The organism is Brevundimonas sp. AJA228-03, from assembly GCF_017795885.1.
Lineage (GTDB): Bacteria > Pseudomonadota > Alphaproteobacteria > Caulobacterales > Caulobacteraceae > Brevundimonas.
The window spans coordinates 1,703,488-1,726,207 of the sequence record NZ_CP059297.1; the positions used below are offsets into that span (position 1 = coordinate 1,703,488).

17 protein-coding genes and 1 pseudogene are annotated in these 22,720 nt (G+C 64.7%); 6 read left to right on the forward strand and 12 right to left on the reverse strand.

Going from position 1 to position 22,720, the window contains the following annotated elements; genetic code table 11:
- Positions 1–43: 43 nt before the first annotated feature.
- The 9 genes from HZ989_RS08415 to HZ989_RS08455 are packed head-to-tail and all read right to left on the reverse strand — an operon-like array spanning position 44 to position 11,170.
- On the reverse strand, positions 44–505 hold the full coding sequence (locus tag HZ989_RS08415) for a PaaI family thioesterase (RefSeq protein WP_209320414.1): 462 nt from the start codon (positions 503–505) through the stop codon (positions 44–46).
- Positions 502–1,455, reverse strand: a complete 954-nt coding sequence (locus tag HZ989_RS08420) for a nitronate monooxygenase family protein (RefSeq protein WP_209320415.1) — start codon at positions 1,453–1,455, stop codon at positions 502–504. Before HZ989_RS08420 ends, HZ989_RS08415 begins: the two co-directional genes overlap by 4 nt.
- Complete coding sequence (locus HZ989_RS08425) at positions 1,452–3,167, reverse strand: class I adenylate-forming enzyme family protein (RefSeq protein ID WP_209320416.1); 1,716 nt, start codon at positions 3,165–3,167, stop codon at positions 1,452–1,454. Before HZ989_RS08425 ends, HZ989_RS08420 begins: the two co-directional genes overlap by 4 nt.
- Entirely contained in the window at positions 3,164–4,651 is a 1,488-nt protein-coding gene (locus tag HZ989_RS08430; RefSeq protein WP_209320417.1) for a class I adenylate-forming enzyme family protein, read from the reverse strand. The genes HZ989_RS08425 and HZ989_RS08430 overlap by 4 nt, the downstream gene beginning before the upstream one ends.
- Entirely contained in the window at positions 4,648–5,874 is a 1,227-nt protein-coding gene (locus HZ989_RS08435) for a thiolase family protein (RefSeq protein WP_209320418.1), read from the reverse strand. The genes HZ989_RS08430 and HZ989_RS08435 overlap by 4 nt, the downstream gene beginning before the upstream one ends.
- Positions 5,871–7,559, reverse strand: coding sequence for an aldehyde dehydrogenase family protein (locus tag HZ989_RS08440; protein WP_209320419.1), 1,689 nt, complete (start codon positions 7,557–7,559; stop codon positions 5,871–5,873). Before HZ989_RS08440 ends, HZ989_RS08435 begins: the two co-directional genes overlap by 4 nt.
- A gap of 2 nt (positions 7,560–7,561) precedes the next feature.
- Positions 7,562–8,710: an acetyl-CoA C-acyltransferase gene (locus HZ989_RS08445; RefSeq protein WP_209320420.1), complete on the reverse strand. Its 1,149-nt coding sequence runs from the start codon at positions 8,708–8,710 to the stop codon at positions 7,562–7,564.
- 23 nt (positions 8,711–8,733) lie between these two features.
- Positions 8,734–10,200, reverse strand: a complete 1,467-nt coding sequence (locus tag HZ989_RS08450) for a carotenoid oxygenase family protein (protein WP_209320421.1) — start codon at positions 10,198–10,200, stop codon at positions 8,734–8,736.
- 58 nt (positions 10,201–10,258) lie between these two features.
- Positions 10,259–11,170, reverse strand: a complete 912-nt coding sequence (locus HZ989_RS08455; protein ID WP_209320422.1) for an SDR family NAD(P)-dependent oxidoreductase — start codon at positions 11,168–11,170, stop codon at positions 10,259–10,261.
- A 117-nt stretch (positions 11,171–11,287) separates the two neighbouring features.
- On the opposite strand from HZ989_RS08455, the gene HZ989_RS08460 reads away from it, so the two are divergent.
- Positions 11,288–13,501: a TonB-dependent receptor gene (locus HZ989_RS08460; protein WP_209320423.1), complete on the forward strand. Its 2,214-nt coding sequence runs from the start codon at positions 11,288–11,290 to the stop codon at positions 13,499–13,501.
- Between the two features lie 6 nt (positions 13,502–13,507).
- On the opposite strand, the gene HZ989_RS08465 is transcribed toward HZ989_RS08460, so the two are convergent.
- Positions 13,508–14,464 (reverse strand): helix-turn-helix domain-containing protein, encoded by a 957-nt coding sequence (locus HZ989_RS08465; RefSeq protein ID WP_245162324.1) that lies wholly within the window; start codon positions 14,462–14,464, stop codon positions 13,508–13,510.
- 281 nt (positions 14,465–14,745) lie between these two features.
- Here HZ989_RS08465 and HZ989_RS15190 point away from each other — a divergent pair.
- Positions 14,746–14,964: pseudogene (locus HZ989_RS15190) on the forward strand (IS6 family transposase); the annotation flags it as partial.
- A 60-nt stretch (positions 14,965–15,024) separates the two neighbouring features.
- Here the strand turns inward: HZ989_RS15190 and HZ989_RS08470 are convergent.
- Positions 15,025–16,305: a TadE/TadG family type IV pilus assembly protein gene (locus HZ989_RS08470; RefSeq protein ID WP_209320424.1), complete on the reverse strand. Its 1,281-nt coding sequence runs from the start codon at positions 16,303–16,305 to the stop codon at positions 15,025–15,027.
- Positions 16,306–16,308: 3 nt separating this feature from the next.
- Positions 16,309–16,755 carry a response regulator gene (locus HZ989_RS08475; RefSeq protein ID WP_209320425.1) on the reverse strand — a complete coding sequence of 149 codons (447 nt, stop codon included), beginning with the start codon at positions 16,753–16,755 and terminating at the stop codon, positions 16,309–16,311.
- Between the two features lie 136 nt (positions 16,756–16,891).
- Between HZ989_RS08475 and HZ989_RS08480 the strand changes: the two genes are divergently transcribed.
- The 4 genes from HZ989_RS08480 (at position 16,892) to HZ989_RS08495 (ending at position 22,682) form a co-directional block, all read left to right on the forward strand.
- Positions 16,892–20,245 (forward strand): EAL domain-containing protein, encoded by a 3,354-nt coding sequence (locus tag HZ989_RS08480; RefSeq protein ID WP_209320426.1) that lies wholly within the window; start codon positions 16,892–16,894, stop codon positions 20,243–20,245.
- A gap of 3 nt (positions 20,246–20,248) precedes the next feature.
- Entirely contained in the window at positions 20,249–20,635 is a 387-nt protein-coding gene (locus tag HZ989_RS08485; protein WP_209320427.1) for a response regulator, read from the forward strand.
- Between the two features lie 91 nt (positions 20,636–20,726).
- Complete coding sequence (locus HZ989_RS08490; protein WP_209320428.1) at positions 20,727–21,419, forward strand: IS6 family transposase; 693 nt, start codon at positions 20,727–20,729, stop codon at positions 21,417–21,419.
- A gap of 505 nt (positions 21,420–21,924) precedes the next feature.
- A protein-coding gene (locus tag HZ989_RS08495) for an IS5 family transposase (RefSeq protein WP_209320429.1) occupies positions 21,925–22,682 on the forward strand; the annotation gives its coding sequence in 2 pieces (ribosomal slippage) (positions 21,925–22,258 and positions 22,258–22,682; 759 coding nt in all).
- Positions 22,683–22,720: the final 38 nt, after the last annotated feature.

The window sequence follows — 22,720 nt, forward strand, 5'->3', positions numbered from 1 at the left end:
AACGGACTCCGCTCATCCCCGCGAATGCGGGGATGAGCGAAAGTCATTTCGCCGCCCGGATCGCCACGCCGACCGTCCCCTGGGCGACCACCACGCCCGCATCGGTGGTCACCTCGGCCGTCACCACGGCCTTCCGGTCGTCACGCCAGGTCACCGTCCCGGTCGCTTCCAGCCGCGCGGTGGTGCCGGGCGCGGCGTTGAGGAAGCGCATCGTCAGATCCGAGGTCACCAGCGTCTGGCCTTGCTTCAGGATGCTCATCGTCGCCGCCCCGCCGGCCATGTCTATCAGGGCCGCCGTCACCCCGCCGTGAATCAGGCCGATGAAGTTGGCGTGGCCAGGGTCGATGTTCAGCGCCAGCCGCACGAAGCCCTCGCGCGCTTCCACCGGATGCGAACCCAGCCGCTTCAGGAAGCCGCCCACGCCATCGCCCGCCGCGATCCAGCGTCGAACGAGCTCCAGCCCGTCGACGGTCGGATCGAGTTTGAAACGGACGGGTTCGCTCACGCCGCCCCGCGCAGGGTCGTGAATGCGGCCGTCTTGCGTTCGAACCGCTCAAGCGCCGCAACGTATTCCCGCTCCAACTGGGCGACCACGTCGGCAATCGGCTCCACCGCCTTGACCGATTCGATGCCCTGTCCGGCCGCCCAGATGTCGCGCCAGCGCTTGTTGTCGCCGCCGGATGCATAGTTGCGCTCGACCGGGCCGCCCAGATTGCCCGGGTCGTGACCGGCAGCCGCCAGCGATGGCTTGAGCCACGAGGCGGCAGTGCCGGTGACCGAGTCCGATACCACCAGATCGTCCGGACCCGAGTCGATGACCATCTGTTTGTAGGCCGCCTGGGCCATACTCTCGGTGGTCGCAAGGAAGCGGGTGCCCATGTAGACGAAGTCCGCTCCGGCCGCGACCGCGCCCGCGATGCCGGCACCGTCCCCGACACCCCCGCCGACCGCAATATAGCCGTCGAAGAACGCCCGCACCGCCGAGATGAAGGCGAAGGGCGACAGGTGGCCGGTGTGTCCGCCCGCACCCGCGCTGACGCAGGCCAGGCCGTCGACCCCGGCGGCCGCGGCCTTCTTCGCCAGGGTCATCGAGATGACGTCGGCAAAGACCAGCCCGCCGTAGGCCTTGACCGTCTCCATCACCGGCTTCGGCGACCCCAGGGCGGTGATCACGACCGGCGGCTTGTACTGTGCCACCAGGCGTAGATCCTCGGCCAGGCGCGCATTGGTCGAATGGGTGATCAGGTTGGCGATCCAGGGTGCGTCGCCGGGCTTCAGGGCTTCGGTGATCCGGGACATCCAGCCGTCCAGGTCCTCGACCGTTCGGCAGTTGGTCGTCGGAAAGGCCCCTCCGATCCCGGCCTTGCAAGCGGCGATGACCATCTCCGGTCCCGAGACCAGAAACATGGGGGCTGCGAAGACGGGAAGGCGCAGGCTGTCGAAGGCGGCGGTCATGCGGTCTCGTTTTCTCTGAGGGCGGCGCGCAGGTCGCGTTTCAGCACCTTCCCCACCGGATTGCGGGGCAGGGCGTCCAGCGTCTCCAGCCGTTCGATCTGCTTGTAGACCGCGACCTGACGCTCGCTGATCAGGAACCGGTTGATCTCGTCCTGGGTCGCCGTCAGGCCGGGCCGGTAGACGACGAAGGCCGCCAGCCGCTCGCCGAGGTTCGGGTCGGGTGCCCCGACCACGGCGGCCTCGGCCACGGCCGGATGGGCAACCAGATGGTTCTCGATCTCCTCGGACGAGATGTTCATTCCGCCCCGGATGACGATGTCCTTCAGCCGTCCGACGAACTTCAGATGCTGAAGCCGATCGCCGGCCAGTTCGAACAGGTCGCCAGTGCGGAACCAACCGTCGGCGTCGAAGGCCCGGGCATTGATCTCCGGCGCGCGCCAGTAACCCGAAAAGATCGTGGCACCCTTGACCCGCAGCTCGCCGGGCTTGTCGGCGTCCGTGATTTCCTGCTCGGTGTCCGGGTCAACAAGACGGGTGAAGATCCGGTCGTGCAGGACCGCGTTCCATCGGAAGCCTTCGGCCAGGCGAGGGAATAGGCCCGCACGGTCGGCGGCGACCGGAAGGTCTTTCATCGCGCTGACGAACGAGGCTCCCTCGTTCGAGCCGAAATAGTTCACGATCTGCACGCCGTGCTTTTCGTGGAAGGTGCTTACCATCCATTCGGACAGGGGCGCGGAGCCCGAGCCGATTGACTTGAGCCGCCGGAAGTCGATGCCCTCCAGCAGGGCCTCGTTCTGAAGCAGCAGGTTCAGCACGGCAGGCGGGGCCACCGTGTAGTCGATCTTCTCCTCGCGCATCTGGCGCAAGAGGACGGGCAGGTCGAACGGCTGGTGCTGGATCAGGACCCCGCCCAGCAGCAGCCAGCCAACGAAGGCCGTCGAAATGCCGGCCATGTTCACCATCGGGAACGGGTTCAGTAGCCGGGCACCGGGCTCCAGGTCCGCAGCGTCGACGACCCCGGCACCCATGATGATCCACTCGTTGTGGCTGCGGGGCACCCCTTTGGGCTGGGCCTCCGTTCCGGAGGTCCAGCATATGGTGAAGACGTCGTCGGCGGTGATCCGCGCGTCCTTCGCCGCCTTGACCGCCATACGGTGCTGTTTGCCCGTCACCCCGTCCATAAGGGGTTCGAGATCGAGCGCTCCGGTCGGGCAGGTCTCGCCGAGGACGAAGACGGTCTTCAGCGTCGGGCAGCGCGCCTTCAGGGCGACGATCATCTCGCCGTGCTGCTGTTTGCCGATCCGATCCGCCGTGATGGCGGCGACCGCATCGGTGCGCTCGATAATGTAGGCCAGCTCGCTTTCGCGATACTGCACAGGAGCGGGACAGGCGATCACGCCGAGCCGCAGGCAGGCCAGATAGGCGATGCTGAGTTCGGCGATATTGGGCAGCTGGATGACCACCACCTGATCCTTGCGGATGCCATGGGCGACAAGGACTGCCGCCAGTCGATCGACAGCGTGGGCGGTCTCGCGCCAGGTCAGGCGGTCGGGCTGCCCCCCGATGACGTCCGCCGCGTTCAACGGATCGACAAGGGCTTCAGCATCCGGATGGGCGGCGACGTGTTTCAGGAACAGATCGTCGAGCGTCTGGTCACCCCACCAGCCCTTCGATTTCATCTCCTTGATGCGGTCCCTGGGGATCACGATCATCGGGCAAGCTCCAGCGGTCGGGATTGGAATCGCCGGCACAGGGCGCGGACGTCGTCGCGCACCACCTTGCCGACCGGGTTGCGGGGCAGGGCGTCCACCAGGTGCAGACGTTTGGGCGCACGCACCGGGCCGATCCGGTCGCGAACGAAGGCTGTGATATCGGCGGCGTCCGCGCCCGGGGCGATCGCCACCGCCGCTTCCAGCCGTTCGCCCCAGACGTCATCGGGCTCGGAAAAGGCGCAGGCCTCGCGCACCGCCGGGTGCTGGTTCAGCGCCGCTTCGACCTCTCCCGGATAGACATTATGGCCGCCGGTGATGATCAGGTCCTTCGAGCGGCCGATCAGGTGCAACAGGCCGTCTGGGCCAACTCGCCCGATGTCGCCCGTCTTCAGCCAGCCCTGGTGGCGTGATTCCGCCGTCAGACCGGGCGCATCGAGATAGTGGGTCCGGGCGAGGTCGCCGCCGACCACGATCTCGCCTTCGCCGCGTTCGACCAGGTCGCCGTCGGGGGTCAGCAGGCGCACGGGCGTGCCGGCGAAGTGTCGGCCGACGCTGGCGCGACTGTCAGGGACCGCCATTTCCTCCGGCGACAGTCCGGCGATGGTCATGGGGGCCTCGGTCTGGCCGTAGAGGGTCGAGACGACCGGGCCGAAGCGCTGAATGGCCTGGGCGATCCTGTCCGGCGACATGGGAGCGGCGGAATAGGTCAGGTGGCGCAGACGCGGGAAATCCCCGGGTGTGAAATTCGCCTCACTCATCAACACAGTGATCAGGGTCGGGGGCATGAAGACGGTGGTGACGCGCGACTTGAGCTCGCCCAGAATCGCGCCGCGGTCAGGTTCAGCCAGCAGGACATGCGCTCCACCCGCCGCCAGCACCGGCAGGACGTAGTGCGATGACCCGTGAGTCAGGGGCGCAACCGCCAGATTCACATCGTCCGCGGTGAAGCCGTAGAAGGCCTGCAGCGATCGCAGTGCAGCCGCCCCGCTGGCCTGGCTCTGGACCACCCCTTTGGGCACGCCCGTCGAACCGCCGGTGAATTTCAATGCCCATGGAGCATCTGGGTCGTCCGCGACAAGAGGCGGTGTCGGGACGCCGAGGCCACCAAGCCATGCCTCCAGCGGGACGGGCCGGGCCGAGACGCCCGCCGCCACTTCCGAGGCGGCGTCGACCAGGGTCAGGGCCAGGTTCGCTCGCGCCTGGAAATCGCTGTTCAGCCGGGCACCATTTCGCGGATTGAGCGGCGTCCAGACTGCGCCGGCGCGCAGGATCGCCAGATAGGCGACGACATGGCACCAGCTGTTCCGGGCACACAGTCCCACCCGATCGCCGGGACCGATACGGCGTTCCCCAAGGTCGCCGGCCGCCGCCTCGACTATCGCGATCAGTTCGCCGTGGGTCAGGGTGACGCCGCCGTCGAACAGGGCAGGGCGGTCGGCTTTGGCCGCCAGGTTGTCGTAAAGGGCCCGGATCGGATGGCTCATGCCGCCCGCTCCAGAATGGTGACGACTGTCGCCGCCTCCTCGACGCCGAGGAAACCGCCGCCGTTCTCGGCCACCGCGATGCGCGCACCCTCGACCTGACGGGGGCCAGCCTCGTTGCGCAGTTGCGTGGTCAGTTCGAACAGCTGGGCGATGCCCGTGGCTCCGACCGGATGGCCCCTGGACACCAGGCCGCCCGAAGGATTGACCGGCGTCCGGCCGCCGAGGGCGAAATCGCCGGCTTCAAGTCGCGACCCGACCGTACCGGGCTCCGCCAGGCCGAGGTTCTCGATCTGCTGCACTTCGGCGTAGCTGGTGGCGTCGTGAACCTCGACGACATCGACGGCTTCAGGACCGATGCCGGCCTGCTCGTAGGCCCTGGTCGCCGCCCGACGGCCGATATGGTTGTCGAAGTCATTTGCCGCCCGGTCGCCCGCACTGACCAGGGCGCATCCGCGCACGCGAACCGCGCGATCGGGTCCGGCCAGTCGGGCCAGACCGGCGGCCGAACAGACGATCATTGCCGCCGCCCCGTCGCTGACCGGGGCGCACATGGCGCGGGTGAAGGGAAAGACCACGAGCTTTTCCGCCATGACCTGATCGACGGTCATCGGCGTACCATACTGACCCCGTTCGTTTAGCGCTCCGGCCGTGTGGTTCTTCGATGCGACGCGGGCGAAGTCCTCTTGTGTCGTGCCGTGGCGCGCCATGTGGGCGCGGGCCTGGGCGGCGTAGAGGTCCATGAAAAGACTTCGGTCAGGACCAGGATCTTCTCCGCCCATCGATCGAATGTAGGCGACCACGCCATCGCGGTCATGGATGTCCGTGCCTCCGGCGAAGGCCGCAGCGACCCGCTCCGGCCGGTCTGGCCAGACCATCTTTTCGACCCCGACGACCAGGGCGATGTCGCCCTCGCCGGCCCTGATCCAGTGGAGGGCGGACAGGAGCGCGGTGGATCCCGAGGCGCAGGCGTTTTCGACGTTGACGACCGGAATGCCGGTCAGGCCGAGTGGGCGCAGGGCGATCTGGCCGCGCACGGTGTTCTGGCCCTCCAGCATGGGCTGGCGGGTGTTGGAGAACCACGCCGCTTCGATATCACTGACCTCGGCACCGGCATCGGCCAGCGCCGCCATCACGGCTTCCGCTGTGAGCGACTTGACGCTGTCGTCCAGCCGTTTGCCGAAGCGGGTCATGCTGATCCCGGCGATGAAAACGTCCGACGTCACGCGGCGGGCCGGCGTCGCTGAACGATGCGGAAGCGGGAGGCGACGAAGGCGAGGTCCGCCAGACAGGCGTTGCCTGCAGGGTTCAGCCCGGTGACGTGATAATCGCTGTAGGCGGCGGCGAAGTTGATCCACATTGCGCCGGTCAGGTTGATCGACAGATTAGCCCCGGCGGCTTCGTAGGCGGGCGTTGCGCTGTCGATGAAGGTCTCGTCGGTCGAATAGAGATAGGAGGAGATCGACCCCTTTGTGCGGGCCAGACAGGTCGCCTCCATGACCGCCTCGTCGGCGTCCTTCTTCACCAGGAACAGGACTGGACCGAAGTGTTCCTCTGCATACAGGTCAACATGTTCGCCGGCCTCGATCGCGATGACCAGCGGCGTCAGGGTACGGGCATCCGGGAACTCCGGATGGGCATAGGGGGCGGCTTCGCGCAGCATCCGCACGTCGGTCAGATCCGCGACCACAGCGCGGACCTCGGCCACAACCTTCAGCGACACAGCGCCCTGGATCGCGCCCATGATCCCGGCGGCCATCGCCGGATCGTTCGCAATCATGTCGATCTGTTCGACGACCGCCTTCGACATCGGGTCGAAAAGGTCGGGCGCGACATAGATCACCTGCGGGCTGGTGCACATCTGGGCCGAGAACAGGCTGGACGAGCGGGCCACGGCGCGGGCGACGGCATCGACGTCGGACACGCTCTCGATGACGACGGTGTTGACGCCCGCTGTCTCGGTGAACAACTGTTTGCCGACGACCGTGCGTTCAAGATGGCCGCCATACCGGGGGCTGCCGGTGAAATCGATGATCTGCACCTGTGGGTCATCGACCAGGGACTGCGCCACAGGCTCGGCCAGGCTGTCGACGGAGAGCGTCACAAGGTTGGGGTCGAAGCCGAAATCGGTGAGCACGGCCCGGCTCGTCTCGACCACAATGGCCATAGGCAGGATGGCGATGGGGTGCGGCTTTACGATAACCGGGTTGCCGGTGGCGAGGCTGGCGAACATCGCCGGATAGGCGTTCCAGGTCGGGAAGGAGGCGCAACAGATCACCAGCCCGACCCCGCGCGGGACAAGCACATAGGTCTTCTCCAGCGCGACAGCTTCGCCGGCGAAGTTGCGGTGGTAGGTTGCCGACGGTGCCACATCCCGCATCGCCTTGGCGGCGTAGGCAAGGGCCTCCACGCCCCGATCCAGGGCGTTGGGGCCAGAGCCGCTGAATGCCTGGGTGTAGCTCTGGCCCGCCACATGCATGACCGAATGGGCCATCTCGAAGTTGCGGTCATAAAGCCGCGCCGCCATCTCCAGGCAGAGGGCCAGACGCAGCTCGAAATCGGCCTCGCGCCAGTCGCCCATGGCGCTGACAGCCGCAGCGACCAGGGCCCCCGGATCGCTCTTCGGATAGAGGATATTCAACGGTAGTTGCGTGAAGGGCGAGACCTCCTCGCCGACCGCGCCGACGACGCCGGGCTGGCCCAGATCAAAGGTCGTCCCGAGCCGCGCTTCGAACGCCGCCTTGCCGGCACCTGGCTTGTCGGGACCATGGACCTTCGTGGAGGGGCTGTCGCTCCAGGGGCTCCAGCTCTTGCGGGTCTGGACCGCGTCGATTGCGGCCGCCAGCGTCGGCGCATGGCGCGCGATCAAGGCGCAGCGGCGTTCGTCGAGGCTGGTTGCGGACCCGTCCATCCCTAGGCTATTCGCTCGACGATCATGGCCGAGCCCACGCCCTGCGCGCCATGGGCCACCACGATGCCGTAGCGGCCTTCGCAGACGTCGAGCGCATCCAGCAGCGACGACAGAAGGATCGCGCCGGTCGCACCCATCGGGTGGCCCTTGGCCATGTGGCCACCGCCGACATTGACCCTGTCCGGATCCACCTTCCTTTCGCGCATGAACTTGACGATCGTGACGGCGAACGCCTCCATGAACTCGATCCGGTCCATGTCGTCGAGGCTCAGGTCGGCCTTGGCCAGAGCGCGATCCATGGCTGTGAAGCCGGCCGTCAGGGAGGCCGCCGGATCGCCTCCGGCCTCGGCATAGGCGACGATCTTCGCACGGGCACCCACCGCCTCGCCGGTGACGATGGCCAGGGCTGCGCCGTCACACATGGGCGGGGCGTGGGCGACGGTATGGCGGTGGTCTATGACCCGCCCTTCCAGCGCCTCGGCATATTGTTCACCCAGGGCCCCGAAGGCGGCGGGCATGGCGGCCAGGCTTTCGGCGGTGGTGGAGGCGCGGGCCGGTTCCTCCTTGTCGAGGCCGTTCAGGGGGATGCGCGACCTGACCAGTGGCGTCCCTTCGGCAGCCGCCGTCTTCTGCTGGGAGGTCAGGGCCGCAGCGTCCATCTCCTCGCGGGTCACGTTGATGTCCTCGGCCAGCCGGTCGGCGGCGACGACGACGGGAATGTAGCGCGTGCGCGGCGGGAAGCTGGCGTCCTCGTAATAGTCGGCCTTGTCGCCCATGAAGGGAACGCGCGACATCATCTCGACCCCTCCGGCCAGGGCGGTCTTCGCCCCGCCGGCCTCGATCATCTGCGCCGCCTGGCCGATCGCGGTCAGGCCCGAGACGCAGTAGTTGTTGATCGAGTAGGCATAGGCGTCGTCCGGGAGGCCGGCGTACATCTTGGTGACCAGGGCCACGTTCGCGCCCTGCGCCCCGACCTGACCCACGGCCCCCAGGATCAGGGCATCGACCTTCCTTGCCTGACCATTGTTGCGGGCGTCCAGAGCGTCAATCAGGCCCCCGACCAGTTCGTGAGGTTTCATTGAGGCAAGGCCGCCGTCGGGGCGGGCCTTGGCGCGCGGCGTCCGTACGGCGTCGAGAATATAGGCGGTCACAAGCTACTCTCCCGAGGTCCGGTTCAGGCCGCGATCTGGTCGCCGGGTGCCCAGGTTCCGTGGAAGCCCGCGGGTACGCGCACCGGCAGGGGAATGCGCGCAATCGGCCCCTTGTCGAAGTCCTGCGCGTTCAGAACCTGAACCTCCGAGGTCCCGTCGGGCGCGGTGGCGAAGACAATGACATAGCCGTCGTCTTCGGAGGTCGAGCCGATGCGCGGCGCGAAGGCCGGTTCCGAGCCCCCGACGCCATCAGCGAATTTGTGTTCCTGTGCCTGCCCCGTGACGAGGTCATACTTCAGGAGCCCGTCGAAGCGCTGCAACTCCTCCGGTGCCATCGACACATGATAGGACCACCTGGAGCGGGCACCGGAGTAGTCAAGGTTGATCACCGGGAACTCGCCGATGCGGTCGTCGAGCTGACGCTTCTTCACCTCGCCCGTGACCATGTTCATCCGCCATTCGACGGGCACGGCATTCAGTGCCAGGACATTGACCATCGAAGCGTAGGGGCCATAGGCCGGGTTCGGCGGGAAGCCGTTCGGCTGCATCATGCAGGCGGTCATGACCACCTCGTCGCCATCCTCCCAGGAATTGACGACATGATAGATGTAGCAGGTTTCGGTCTGGAACCATTTGATCTGGTCGCCCGTGCCGTTTTTCGGCGCAACGCCGAACCGGGCCGGCTGATCGGCGACCTTGATCTGCCACATGTGATTGCGCAGCCCGCCCTCGGTGAAGACCACCGGCAGGTCATGCAGGATGATGTAGTTCTCGGTCAGCCCCATGTCGTGCGGCAGGCGTGGACCAGGTAGATCGACGCGCTGGAAGTTGGTCAGGACGTTGTCTTTCGACACCACGCCCCAACTCATCCACGGCTCGGTCAGGGAATAGTCGAAGAAGCAGAACTCGCCCGTCCTTGGGTCGACCTTGCCGTGGGCCGAGACATGGCGCGGCAGGGCCCCACCAAAGGTCTCGTTGCCCAGGGTCTCGAGCGTGCGCGCATCGACCCGAACCGGCTTGCCGGAGATATACCACAGGGCCATCAGCGAGCCGTTGTGGAACACCAGGTCCGTGTTGGCCGTGTCCTTGTAGACGAGCTCTCCCCGCGTCGAATCCGCCCGGGACTTCGCTGACGGCATCAGGACTCCGCCGGCGCCGATCACCTTGCCGGCCTTCTCTGCGAGATAGTCGGCGGTGCCGACATAACGGTTGCGGTACTCGGCCTTTCCGTTCTCGAAATAGACGGCGTGGACCATGCCGTCGCCATCGAACCAGTGGTGCATCCCCACCGGTGTCTCGTGAGGATTCGGACCATTGCGGACGAAAGATCCGTGCAGATCTTTCGGGATCTCACCCATGACCGTCAACTCCAGCGCGGTCGTCTCGGCGGCGACGGGCTCGTAAAGGCCCTGGAGATAAGGGTTCAGAGTATTCGGGCCGGTCAGTTCGCCGGTTGATATTCTGCGGGCTACGGCGGCATCGTCGGCCATGGCTCAAGCTCCATCCATCCAGAAAGGCAAGTTACGCGTGGAGGTATCTTAACGCAAGTCAGGCGGTAGCGGCGAGTGGGGGTTTCGCCGTCAGGAATTCCTCGAAGGCCGTGATGCCGTCACCGGGGCAGGTCCAGGTCTCGGCGGACATGAGGGTCTCCCGGACGGCATCAAACCGGGCCAACGGGATATCGGTGTTGGGCCCGAAATCCAGACCTGGCCCTTCGATTCTGTAGGTCGGTCGCACACGCCCGGCTCCCGCGACGATCGTTTCTCCGTTCAACAGGCAACGCTCGCTGACCAGCCAGCTGACCACAGGCGCGACCAGTTCGGCCGGCATGGCCGCGGCGGTGGCGTCATCGACGTATTTCTCGGTCATGGCGGTCAGGGCGTAGGGCGCGACCGCATTGGCGTGGACGCCTTTGGACGCCCCCTCCAGGGCGATGACCCGCATCAGGCCGATCACCGCCGCCTTCGACGCCGAATAGGCCGCCATGCCGTGTACTCCGTGCAGGCCGGCAGCAGAGGTGGTCATTACGATCCGTCCCGCGCCCTGCTCGCGCATGTGCCGGTAGATCGGCAGGGTCGCCGTCAATGTCCCGAAGAAGTTGATGTCGAAAACGCTGCGGACCTGTTCGACGCTCTGTTTGTGCAGGCTCATCGCTTCGGGCACGCCGGCGTTGTTGATCAACCCGTCGACGCGGCCGAACGCCTCCAGCGCCGCAGCCAGAAGCCGGTCTCCGGCGCCGTCCTGCTCGACTGCCAGGGCGCAGGCCACGGCCCTGCCGCCCGCGTCGCGAATCCGCTCGGCCACCGCATCGGCCGAGGCGGGTTTGCCCTGTGCTTTGGGCCGGGTGTTCACGACCACGCTCGCGCCGCGCGCTGCAAGATCCAGCGCATAGGCCAGTCCCAGGCCGCGCCCCGCGCCCGTGACGATGACGACACGGTTCTCCAACGAACGGTCGACCATGAACCCTCCTCGCACAACGCTTGCATAAAAGGACTTGCAAATATGGTCTGTTGGCGCAAGCCTCTCGGCAGAGCTTCCGGCAAACAGGAAGCCAATCATGGGAACGGGACCGCCAACATGAAGACTATCATCGGGAAAACTGTGTCTGCCGCCGTGCTGATTCTCGCAGCCGGCCTGGCCACGCCGTCCTTCGCTCAAAGCACTGCAACGGCCGCACCTCAGGACGACGCCGCCTCGCTTGACGACATCATCGTCACCGCCCAGCGTCGCGAACAGTCACTGCAGGACGTGCCGATCGCCATAACGGCCTTCAACGCCGAGACGCTGGAGCGCACGGCGGCCCAGGGCATCCAGGACGTGGCGTCCAAGGCACCGGGGGTGACCTTGACCCAGTTCAACATCGGCGAGCCCCAGCTCTACATCCGCGGCGTCGGCACCACCAGCGACTCGGCCGCCAGCGACCCGTCCATCGGCATCTCCATCGATGAAGTGTCTATCGGTCGTGCGGGTGCCAGTTCCCTGGCCTTTCTCGACGTCGAGCGGGTCGAGGTCCTCCGCGGCCCCCAGGGGACCCTCTACGGCCGCAATGCCTCGGGCGGCGCGCTGAACGTCTATACCCGCAAGCCCCAACTGGAAGACTCGACCATGGCGCTGCTGCGCTACGGCAGTTTCAACGAATGGGGCGGCGAAGCGGTGATCAACCGCATGATGGGCGAGAATTCGGCCGCTCGCCTGGCTGTCCGCGTCAACTCCAACGACGGCTATGCCGAGAATGTACCCTCGGGACGGGGATTGGAAGGCGGCCGCCAGCTCGGCGCACGCGTGTCGCTATTGACCGAGGCCGGACCCTGGACGCTGACGGGATCGGTCGATGTTTCCCGTGACCGCATGGACGGCCATGCCCGTATTCCGGTCACAACGTCGCGTACCGCTCCGGCCTTCGTCGCCCTTGTCAACAGCCTGCGCACCGGACTGGATGTTCGCCAGAGCTACTCCTCGGCGGACAACTATCAGAACCGCGATAACTGGGGTGCCACTGTGCGGGCTGAGTATGCGGCCGAGGCGTTCGACGTCGTCTCCCTCACCTCCTATCGCGATAACGAATACAGCTGGCGCGATAATCTGGGCGGCCTGCCGTTCCCCAACTTCCCGTTGATGGTCGACGACCGGGCCACGGAAGACGCCAGCCAGTTCAGCCAGGAGGTACGGCTGGTTTCCAAGCCAGATTCGGCCATCAGCTGGGTCGCCGGCGTCTACTACTTCAGCGAGGACGTGGACCGTTCGGAGCGCTTCATCGTTCAGGCCGCCCTGCCGATCGCCCCGCCATCATTCGGCGGTGACACCACCTTCAACCAGAAGGCTTCGAACTCGAGCTATGCCGCCTTCGGCCAGGCGACCATTCCGTTCGCCAGCATCTGGGAACTGACCCTTGGCGCGCGGTGGACGCATGATGAGCGCGAGATCCATCAGGTCGCGCTGGACAATGATCTCGGGCTGAACCCGCCCGTCGGCATCCCGCTGGGGCCGACGGGTTCGCCCTACAACATTCGGGCCGAGGCCAGTTTCGAGGAACCGACCTGGAAGCTGGCCCTGGCCGTCGAGCCGCTCGACAACGTGCGCCTCTATGCATCCTATGACCGGGGCTACAAGGCCGGATCTTTCCCGTCGACCGCACAGACGGGCGTCCAGGCCGGAAGGCCGCTGCGCTCGGAACTGCTCGACAACTACGAGCTCGGGCTCAAATCGACTGTGATGGACGGCCGGCTCCGGTTCAACGCCGCCGCCTTCCGGCTCGAGTACGACGATCTGCAGGTCTATGAACTGCTGGGTCTGAACCTGGTCACGTCCAATGCCCAGGCCGAGGTCAACGGCTATGAGATCGAGAGCGCGTTTGCGGTCACGAACAACGTGACGATAGGCGGCTCCTACACATCGCTTGATGCCCAGTACACGTCGAACGCTGTGTCGGGCGCCTCGATCCTTCTGTACAACGGCCTGACCCTGCCGCGCTCGCCGGAGAGCCAGTACACCCTCTATGCCGATGGCGAGTGGGACATGTGGGGCGGTGAGCTTGCGGCCCGCATCGACTATCAATGGACGGACGACTTCTTCTTCGACCCTTCGAACAACCCCGAGGTCCGGTCGCCGGCCCACAGCCTGATCGGCGCCTATGCCTCGTGGGAAGCCGCAAACGGGGTGAAGGTCGCCGTCTACGGCAAGAACCTCGGCGACGAGGAGTACCAGCAGCACATCATCAAGAATGTGGGCGTGGGCTTCAGCGTCTTCGGCCCACCGCGCTCATGGGGCATCACGTTCAGCCGCAGCTTCTGATCGAGTTCAGGCGGCGCTGGTTTCGACCGGTGCCGCCGCCTCCACTTCCCAGCGGATGGCGCGGGGATCGATCTTCCTGCCCGTCGCCAGGTCGCATACCACCGCCGCGATCGGCTCGTTCGTCCCGGTCTCGATCAGCCTCACGGGTGAGCCGCCCGGGCACAGCCAGCGCTCCGACCAGCCATGCATGGCCATGATCATCGGATAGAGATCGCGGCCTGCCTCGGTCAGCCTGTATTCGAACCGCGGCGGTGCCTTCTGGTAGAGCCGCTTCTCCAGAACCCCCTGCAGCACCATGGTCTTCAGCCGGTCGGCGAGGATGTTGGTCGCCACTCCCAATGCCTCGTGGATCTCGTCGAACCGGCGCAGGCGGAAAAAGGCGGCGGCCAAAACGGCCCAACTCCAGTAATCGCCCATGATGTCGGTCGAGCGGTCGATAATGGCCCGGTCGGTCTCGATCGGCTGGGTCCGGCGGCGGCGGGAGGTCGGCGGCGCGATCGGCGTCAGCCCCTCGCGCGCCTCCCAGCGCACATTATGCATTTCGATAGGTCGACCGCCCTCGTGGTCGAAGACCGCGGGCTCGACCCGCCCACCGGCTTCCCGGTCGTAGAAGGCCAGGGCGTAGCGTTCCTGCAGCGGCGAACGCGCCCATTTTCGCTCCCACTGGCCCTGCATGACCGCGACCCCGAACATGTCGAGCCCCATCTCGGTCAGCCGATATTCCATCCGCGTTGCCGAGCCCCTGGCTTCGCGCTGTTCCAGCAGGCCTGCGGCGACCAGCCGGTTCAGCCGGTCGGTCAGGACGCTCCTCGGCATACCCAGCCGCTCGCGCCATTGGGAGAAGCGTCGCGCGCCATAGAAGGCCTCGCGCAGGATCAGCTGGGTCCAGGCGTCGCCGGTCACAGCGAAGGCGCGGGCAACGGGATTGCCCATGATAAGGTCGCGGGTGGAGGGAGGCGCCACGCAGTATCGTCTTTGTCTTCGGCCCGATCTGCGACGGGTCGAGTCGATCCTAGCACCGGATGGAGACGCTCGTCGCCCATGGATAAATCTCGATTTGCAAGTGACCTTTCCGAGCCTGGGGTGCCTTATGACTGAAGCGATTTCCACCATCGACCTGACTGCTGCGCCGTGTCGTCCAGTCCGGTTCGGGAAGGCAGGCGTGGAGATCGTGTTTTCATCTGTGGACGGCCTGCGCTGTCAGGCGAACAATGAAAGGTCTCCGGTATTTGTGGCGTAAGCCAATGACGGGGGCAGATTTCGTGAAGCCGATTTCGATCAGGCGTCACCGCTTTCCCGCCGATGTGATCCGGCATGCCGTCTGGCTGTAATTCCGCTTCAGCCTCAGTTTTCGTGACGTCGAGGCGCTCCTGGCGCAACGCGGGATCGACGTGAGCCATGAGACGATCCTGTGCTGGACGATCACGTTCGGACCGCTGATCGCCAGGCGATTGAAGAAGCGGCGGGGCCCGCCGTCCCCACCCTGCCATCCATGGACCAATGGGCACTTCGGGACGGAAAACCTAGTTGACAAGCTGGGTCCGGTCCCCGCCCATTCCTTCAGTATTCGGGCCAACCCCGTTGGGGACAGGCACGTCGCTGTTTTCATAGTCGGCATTGATCCGAATCGTCGCCGGGGATTGGAGTCTGATCCCCTTGGCCACGATGACCGTCCAGGCGCTGTCCTCGGCGGCGACGCCGCTGCCGTTGACATTGAGAAATCCGTTCCGAACATAAACGACCCCCAGAAGTCGCTCCACAACGCTTCCCGGGAGAATAATGTCTGGAGTATTGCCACCAATAGTTGCCATAACCATGCCCGCATAGGGACCTCGCTTGCGACCGGACAGGTTCACTTTCGCGCGTATGCCACCGAAAAGTGGGTCCGAGCCGTGATCAAAGAAGAGAAAGACGTCCTCTCCTTCCAGGCGACCATTACCTTGTAGCGTAACGCTTTTTCGAAAGAAATGATCTCCGGGTCTTAGGACCAGGGTGGCCTGGTTCTTCACGATTATGGGCCGACAATGGATCCCCGGTTCGAGATAGGAAGTGCTGCCATTTACCTCATAGATTACGGGGTTAGCCTGTCCGTTGCCGTAGAAGGGACATGAGTCTGTCGACGGGAAACTCATGGCGCTGAACGGGTCGGCAATCGGGGCGGCTCCATCCCCGGGCGACGGTGTCATGATCCCGCCGGTTGCAGACAGCACCGCCTGGATCCTGCGGCCCTCTATGCGCCCAGCGCCCAGGACCCGGATGTCTGCGTTGGAGTGAACGCCACAGTCCGGGGCCTTGATGTTGGAGTTGTTCACGAGGTAGATCATTTGGCCGGAAGTCCCGGTCCCAAGGACGCAGAGTGGTGTCTGTGCGACCGAAACCGCTCTCGAAACGACCGAGTATTTCCATCCGCCCGGCGGCAGCAGGTTCATGAAGAAGGACGGCGAGACACCGTTCAGCCGCACCTCCATGATGCGTTGCCCGTCCTTGTCTATGACCCGGGACATTTCGGTGATTTTTGGTCCGTTGGCCCACTCGGTGATTTCGGTTTCGACCCGGCCTCCCATCCGCTGGACCGCTACGTTGCTATTGACGGCAAAGGCGAGTTCCGCAGCCCCCGCCAGAGCGGCTGCGTCCGCCATGTCCTGCAATCGCGATTGGTCCGCCACGACCCGATTGAGGTCAATGGCACCGGCGACCAACGTGGCAAGGGCGGGCAGCCCGAGAGCGAAGATGAGCGCCACCTGCCCGCCCTCGTGTCGGGCAAAACCCGTCACGCGCCTCCAGAGTTCCGTGAAGCCAGACATCGCCTAGTCCGCCCTGCTGGCTTCGAGCCCGGCGCGGAGCGCCGCTTCGGCACGGGCACTTCGGAGCGTGTAGCGGATCTGGTAGCTGAGCAACCGCCAGTTCAACGGCTTGGTGACGAAGGCGGTCGCTCCGGCCTGATAGGCACGATCAATGGCCTCAACATCTTCGCGACCGGTCTCCACGATCACGGGGAGATGGATGGTCTCCGGATTATTGCGGATGGCGGCGAGCAAGGCGAAGCCATCCATCCGAGGCATGTGCAGGTCGACCAGCAACACATCGTACGGACGCCGCGACAAGGCTTCCAGGGCTTCGATCCCGTCAGCGGCGACGTCTACCTCGGCGAGTGCGGACGACAGGTTGACCTGAGCGAACTCCCTCAGAATCGGATCGTCGTCGACGAACAGCAGACGCGCCTCCTCGCTCAGAACGTAGAAAAAGCCCGACATCTGCGTGTCTCACAGCTGACTTACAGCGTCCCAAAAAGATCGATGAACACACTTAAGCGCTTAGTCATTAACGTCGAGTATCGTTGCAATCGCGTGATCCACCGAGTGCAAGCCCCTGACCATTCAATTCCGATTCATGAAGGTTGGGCTGGCCAGAAAGCTGGCCGGAGCCGTGCTGCTTTCGCTCCTGATCTCCTTCGTGACTACAGCACTGGTCTCTACCTGGATGGAGCTGAGGCGTCAGGCGGACCTTGAGACCGACCGCTTGACCCAGACGGCTCACGTCATCGCCTCCCTGTCCGCAAAGGCTGTTCAGCAGCAGGATCAGCAAGGAGCCTTCGTCGCCATACGGGCTGTGAGCCAGATGCCCGACATCAGTTATGCGCGCCTCGAAGGGGCCGGCGGGCTGTTGGCAGAGACGGGCGGCGGCGCAAGACTCCTGAGCGATACACAGGTTTCCGCAGACGACGATCGTCCGTCCCTCTGGAGCATTCTCAGGACCGGCTCATTGGAAGTGACCGCGCCTGTCGTGAGCGAGGGTCAGACCGTCGGCTCGATCACACTGTTCTCACGAATTCCGAACCTTCAATCCCGACTGTTCTCGACAGTATGGGCGTCTCTCGCCGGAGCGCTCGCTGCCGTTGGCGTTGGCCTGCTTGTCGCGCTTCAGCTGGCGCATCGCATCACGCGCCCCATCGTGACCTTGGCCGGCCTGGTCAAGCGGCTGCATACGACCCGCGATTTCTCTGTCCCCGTAGCCGTTCAGGCCGACGGGGAGGTCGCTGATCTTGTGAATGGCTTCGACACGCTTCTTGTCGGCATCCGAGAGCGGGACGCGCAGATCGCGGCTCATGTCGCCGGCCTCGAGAGCGAGGTTGAAGCCCGGACCGCAGAGCTTGTTGTGGCAAGAGACGCCGCAGAAATGGCCAATGCCGCAAAATCGGATTTCCTGGCGGTCATGAGCCATGAAATCCGAACACCGCTCAACGGAATCCTCGCGCTGAGCGAGATGCTGGCCCAGTCTGAACTTCCGCCGCGCCTCAATCGTTACGCGGGAACAATATCAAAATCTGGCCAGTCTCTATTGAGTATCATCAACGATATACTTGATTTTTCCAAGGTAGAGGCCGGCAAACTTGATCTCGAGTCTATAGAGCTGGACCTGGCCGAGGCTGCGGAGGATGTCGCAAGCCTGTTTGCCGCCAAGGCCCGTGAAAAGGGCCTCGACCTTGCTGTTTTCGTTGACCCGGCGCTGTCAACCGTTCTGGGAGATCCGGTTCGACTCCGGCAAGTCATCGGCAACCTGGTGAACAACGCAATCAAGTTCACCGAGTCAGGCGGCGTTCTTGTCTCGATTACCCAGGATCCTGCCGGAGTCCGCGTCGCTGTTTCGGATACCGGACCGGGGATTCCGGCTGATCGGCTGCCGTCCCTTTTCGACGCCTTCACCCAGGAAGACCAGACCACCACGCGCAAGCACGGCGGGACAGGACTGGGGCTGGCCATATGCGACCGCCTTGTCAGGTCGATGGGAGGGACCTGGAACCTGACCAGCACGGTGGGGAAAGGTTCGGTCTTTGCCTTTGTGGCACCCTTGCCCTGCGTCGGAGAGCCCGGTCTCCCCTCGTTCCCGACCAACTGGTCTGTGCACGTCAAGGATATCGACGGGATTACCGGTGAGGCTTTGTCTCGCTATCTTCAGGCCCTTGGCATCGGATGCGCCGATACAGCCCTGTCCGGCTTCGGTTCGGCTCTCGCATTTGAGGACTCGTCAACCATCGCTGTGTGCTCGGACGACGAGCAAGCCGCAGAGGTGGTACGCAAACATCCTGACGCCTGCACTGTGGTCCGCCCGCTTCGCCGCGCCGACCTTCTGGTTCTGCTTGGACAACTGGAGCGTGGGGAAAGCCCACAACTGGAGGAATCCGCCGCGGCCAGCGCGGCGCGGACGCTCTATCCAGGTGCCCGTGTGCTCGTCGTTGATGATTCAGACGTCAATCGCGAGGTCGCTTCGGAGGCCCTGACCCGTTTGGCCGTCACAGTAGAAACCGCAGAGGACGGCCTCCAGGCATTCGAGCGTGTGCGGTCGCAGGGTTTTGATCTGGTGTTGATGGACGGCTCCATGCCGGGCCTCGACGGGTTCGAGGCAACCCGCAGGATAAGGGCAGAAGAAGCACAGAGCGGTCGAGCGCGTGTGCCGATCGTCGCCCTGACAGCGCACGTGGTCGGGGCTGCGGCGAACGCATGGCGCGGTTGCGGCATGGATGGCCAGATTCACAAGCCCTTCTCCCTGGCCGACATCGCGGGCGAACTGGCGCGCCACTGCAGTTCCTATTCAACGACCGTCCCGTCTCCCGAGTTCATGAGCCTCGATCATGCCATGGTCGATCACGACCTGTTCGATCCGGTCGTCAGAGCCGAACTGATGGCGATGAAGGCGAACGGGCGAAGTGACTTCGTCGAAAAGGTTCACAAGCTCTACGCTGAGAACGCGCCGGCACGCATACAGGACATGATCGATGCCCTGCGTCAGGACGATCAGACCGGTGTGGGGCGCGCGGCCCACGCGCTCCGATCCATGAGCCTGAGCCTCGGGGCCTCAGCCGTTGCCCAGGCAGCCCAGACGCTGGAGCTCGCATCGGAGGCCGGAGAGGCCAAGGTTCAGAGGATCGACGCGATCGCTGCTCTGCTTCAGAAAACGTTCGCGGCGTTGAACGATGATCTATCCCCTGCTGTGGCACCAGCCAGTCTTGAAGACGCACTGGCAAAGGCCATCGCGCAGGGACACATCACCCTGGCGTACCAGCCCATGGTTGACCGTCGCGGAAACCCTGCCGGCAAGGCCGAGGCACTGGTCCGGTGGATCGATCCGGTCGATGGCATGCGCCGACCCGACGCCTTCATCCCTGCGTTGGAGGCGGCCGGAGGGATCGATGCCCTTACCGATCATGTCCTGAGCACCGTTATGCGCGACATGAACGATCGACCCGGCATGCGCGTTTCAGTGAATGCCTCCGCCCGCGAGTTCCAGCACCCGGGCTTCGCGCGCCGGATCAGGCGCGCCCTCGACACGGGCAACTTCCCGGCGGAGCGTCTGGAGATTGAAGTCACCGAAACAGCCATGCTGGACGTAACCGCCGCCGCAAGGACGATCGATGCCCTCAGGACGGAAGGCGTTTCGGTCGCGCTGGATGACTTTGGAACAGGCTTCACGAGCCTGCATGCGTTGAAGGCGCTCCGCTTTAACACGCTCAAGATTGACCGCAGCTTCGTAGAATCCTGCACTGAGGATTCCGCCTCCGCTGCCATCATCCACGCGGTTATCGGCGTGGGACGCGCAATGGGTATGACCGTCGTCAGTGAAGGCGTAGAGACAGCCGAACAAGCGGAGTTCCTCCGGATCGCTGGCGTTCACATGATGCAGGGGTACTTCTTCCACCGCCCGACCGACCTTGCGAACCTGCCGTTCCCCGAAGCAAGGGCGGCATAGTCGATGGCAAAGATTCTCATCGCAGACGACGATCCAATCCTCAGGCTGACCGTTTGCGAGTTCCTCGGTGCAGTCGGTCACACCGTCCTTGAAGCCGCGGATGGTCGGGAGGCTCTGGATCTCATTGCTGCCGTCGTGGTCGATCTGCTCATCGTCGACATGCTCATGCCAAACGTGGATGGTCTGGAGACCATCATGGCGCTGCGAGCAGCGGGGTCGACGATTCCAATCGTCGCCATTTCAAGCGGTGGGCGCATGGAACGTTCGATCCTTTTGCGACCCGCGGTCGTGTTTGGGGCCGACGTCACTCTGCCAAAGCCATTGCTGCGCGACACACTCGTGTCGACGGTCGAAGCGGCCCTGACCAAAGCCAGGAATCCTGCATCCTGACAGGCGCTGAGCGGTCGCCGCGGTGCTGTCAGGCGAACGACAAAAGGTCTCCGGCAGCTCGGCAGTAAGCTGCTGGCTGAGAAGATGTTTCGTGAAGCTGCTTTCGTTTAGCCACCACCGGTTCCCGGCGGACGTCATCCGCCATGCCGTCCGGCTGTACGTTCGCTTCAGCCTCAATTTTCGCGACATTGAGGAACTGATGGCCCGGCGCTGGATCGAGGTCCGCTACGAGACGATCCGGTGCTGGACCATCAAGTTCGGCCCCTTGATCGCCCGGCGGTTGAAGAAGCGGCGAGGGGCCCCGTCGCCTCGCTGGCACCTGGACGAGGTGGTCTGCAACATCGGTGGCAAGCGGATGTTTCTATGGCGGGCCGTCGATGACGAAGGCGAGGTCCTCGATCTCCTGGTCCAGCGCCGGCGGGATACGGAGGCGGCGCTGAGGCTTCTCCGACGCCTGTTACACAATCAGCCGGCCGAGCCGCAGTCGATCACGACGGACGGCCTGCTATCGTACGGGGCAGCGCTCGACCGTCTGGAATTGCGTCACCTTCACAGGCCGGGGTGCCTTCGCGAAAACAGCCGTTCTGAGAACGCCCACCTGCCGATCCGACGACGAGAACGACAGCAGCAGTGGTTCAAATCCCAGGCCTCAGCCCGGAGATTTCTCACCACCCACGCGGCGATCTACAACACCTTCAGCATCCAGCGCCATTTGATCAGCAGACCCACACTTCGCCGCTTCCGGGCCGAGGCTGATGCCGCATGGGCGACTGCGGTTGCCTGAAGGGCGGCGGGGCAGGGCGCTTTCGACTCGGCGAAGTTACCCTGACAGGCCCCCCGAGCAGTACCGACGCGACTGCCGCAGCTGGATCATCTGGGGCCTTGTTGAGACGGTGCCGCTGGTCGCCGGCATCTGGGTGATGATCGCCAAGCCCGATTGAAGCGTGAACCCTCTCGGCCTGGTTCCTCTCCCGCGACGACGCCCGTCGAAAATGCGAGAGTTGGCGCAGAGACTAAAGCGAGGAAAGAACCCACAGCGCGATCGGCGACCAGTGCCCGGTCGAGCTCATGAACGGCACCCTGCCATATGGCCCGCCCCGCACCTGAACACCGGGACGTGCCTGCGCGGCCCGGTCCACCATCGGGGTCAAGGTCACAAAACGAGAAAACTCCAGCTCAGATCGGTCCGAGATTTCGGGGCCAGGTCAACAACGCCTAGGGTCCGTACTCAATAAGTCCTGGCCGTCTTTCAGTTGTTCTGATTCAAGGATTCCGGAAGGAGTCCTTGAATGCGGAAGCTCTATTGGCTGGATGACGAAGCGTGGGCACGGATCGAGCCCCATCTGCCTCGCGGTCGTCGCGGCGCGCGACGAGTGGATGATCACCGTGTGATCTCCGGAATCATCCATATGCTTCAATCGGGTGCGCGCTGGCGTGACTGCCCGGCCGAGTACGGGCCGTACACGACAGTCTACAACCGGTTCAACCGCTGGAGCCGCCAAGGCATCTGGCACGACATCTTCAAGGCCCTGACCGGCCACAGCGGCATCTACTCCAGCGCCGCCATCGACTCGACCTCGGTCAAGGCCCACCGCTCGGCGGCGGGCGCTAAAGGGGGGCCTTCGTCCAGAGCATAGGCCGGTCGCGAGGAGGTCGGACGACCAAGATCCACGGGCTGGTGGATGATCAGGGACGGCCTCGCGTGCTGCTGCTCAGCGCCGGCAACACCAACGACATCACCATGGCCCACGCCCTGATCGAGGCCGCCGGGCCGTTCCGCAAGCTGCTGGCTGATCGGGGCTATGATGCCGACCACCTCAGGAAGCGCCTGGCCGAGCGAAGCGCCGAGGCCGTCATCCCGACCACAACATCGCGAAAACGACCCATCCCCTATGACGTCGTCGCCTATCGCCAGCGCAACACCGTCGAGCGCCTTTGGTCCAGGCTTAAGGACTATCGCCGGGTCGCTACCCGATACGACAAGCTCGCAGCAAACTACCTCTCCGGCGTGCTCATCGCCGCGACCGTCTGCTACTGGGCCAAATGAGTCCCGACCCTAGGGCATGATCGTTTGAGCTGGACCCA